3 protein-coding genes are annotated in these 1,790 nt (G+C 39.8%); 1 reads left to right on the top strand and 2 read right to left on the bottom strand.

Annotated features, from left to right (window positions below):
* Positions 1–36 precede the first annotated feature (36 nt).
* The gene (locus tag BCAMP_RS12785; RefSeq protein ID WP_051457070.1) at positions 37–321 is read right to left on the bottom strand and encodes a hypothetical protein; all 285 of its coding nucleotides are present in this window, start codon (positions 319–321) and stop codon (positions 37–39) included.
* Positions 322–631: 310 nt separating this feature from the next.
* Between BCAMP_RS12785 and BCAMP_RS11245 the strand changes: the two genes are divergently transcribed.
* Entirely contained in the window at positions 632–1,570 is a 939-nt protein-coding gene (locus BCAMP_RS11245) for an L-lactate dehydrogenase (protein WP_035315680.1), read from the top strand.
* 92 nt (positions 1,571–1,662) lie between these two features.
* Here BCAMP_RS11245 and BCAMP_RS14505 read toward each other — a convergent pair.
* Positions 1,663–1,790 (bottom strand): hypothetical protein (locus tag BCAMP_RS14505; protein ID WP_232217985.1); only part of this gene is annotated, 128 nt, incomplete at its 5' end.

Raw genomic sequence — 1,790 nt, 5'->3', positions numbered from 1 at the left:
ATCGAAGTTGAAGCGATAAAGGTTGTTTTACATCCTTTACATAAGAAGCGTTGCTTCTTTAAAAAAGAGATAGGTTGGAAGGTTATTTGTTTTAGGGAGTGTGATACGTGATAGTTTAGTTCCGTGTTTAATGAGTTTAACTGTTTTATTATTAAAGCCGCAATTCGCACACCGTGAGGGTGTGTAAGAGAGTGTACCCAAATAACAAGTGCTTAAAACACCTTTAATTAACTGAGTTAAACACCATGTTTTTGGAAAAGAAATAGTTTCATCTGTAATTCCAGAGGAATTTGCGATATTATTAAAAGTGATAGCTGACATTGTCGAATCCCCCTTATAAATTTGTTGTGGTGACTTAATATTATAGGGATTTTGAAAATGCAGCTATTTTTTTGCGAAAAATAGGCATCAGTGAAAATTCACCAACACCATAAATTATAGAACCACAATTGTGTCGGTAATACGACATCTTGTTAACTGTTTTTTGATATAGCTGCTGGAAGCTAGCACTTCCTCATCATTGTCTTTTGTGATGACTCCATCAGAAGTCGCAATGCCAGAATCCGTTGACTAGGTGCCGACTCTTCCGTAGTCTTAAACGTATAACCAATACAAAACGGAGGTAATTATTATGAATAAAACAGCACGTAAAGTCGCAATTATCGGTACCGGCTTTGTTGGATCAAGCATTGCTTATGCGATTGTTAACCAAGGCATCTGCAACGAACTCGTCCTCATTGACGTCAATCAAAATAAGGCTGAGGGTGAAGCACTTGATTTAGCTGACGGCATTGCTTGGGCTGATACGAAAACAACTATTTATGCTGGGGATTACGCGGATTGTAAAGACGCTGCACTCGTTATCTTAACAGCCGGTATCAATCAAAAACCGGGACAAAGCCGCTTAGACCTCGTTGATACAAACGCTAAAATCACCGAACAAGTAACAACAGAAATTATGGCTAGTGGCTTCGATGGAATAATCATCGTCGCGAGTAACCCAGTTGATGTGATGACCTACATCGCATGGCAAGCATCTGGCTTACCATTTAACCGTGTGATTGGAACAGGGACAATTCTTGATACCGCTCGTTTCAAAAAAGAAATTGCCCTTAAACTTAACGTCGATCCTCGCATCGTTCAAGGCTACATCATCGGCGAACATGGTGATTCTGAAACGGCTGTTTGGTCCCATACAACGGTTGGCGGTAAACCAATCATTGAGTGGGACAACATTACAGCAGATGATCTCAATACCATCTATGTCTCTGTTCGTGATGCAGCCTATGAAATCATCGACCGTAAACAAGCAACCTATTATGGTATCGGGATGAGTACGGCTCGTCTCGTGAGAGCGATTTTAAATAATGAAAACACTATTTTACCGGTTTCTGCCTTTCAGCGCGGTGAATACGGTGAAATCGGACTTTTCACTGGTACTCCTGCATTAATTAACGAAACCGGTTTGCGACAAATCATCGCCCTTAATTTAACAGCTGTTGAACAAGTCAACTTCGAAACATCTGTCAATCAACTGCGTCTAACAATCCAGTCTTTAGATTCAAAATAGTCATATGATTAACAGTTGACAGCGCCAAAAAGCGTCTTTCTTATCGATAAAAAAATCGGTAAAAAAGACGCTTTTTATTTGTTATCATTTAGTTAAGCTATTGGCCATACAATTTGTGGCTTACGTGCGGCTTGCGCTTCATCCAAACGATGAATGTAGGTCGTATGTGGCGCTTCTTGTACGATTTCAGGATTATCTTCTGCTTCCTTTGCAATTTGAA

Origin of the sequence: Brochothrix campestris FSL F6-1037 (assembly GCF_000525915.1) — a bacterium.
GTDB lineage: Bacteria > Bacillota > Bacilli > Lactobacillales > Listeriaceae > Brochothrix > Brochothrix campestris.
Note: the sequence above shows the minus strand (reverse complement) of the source record. Positions and strands in the feature narration are given on the sequence as shown.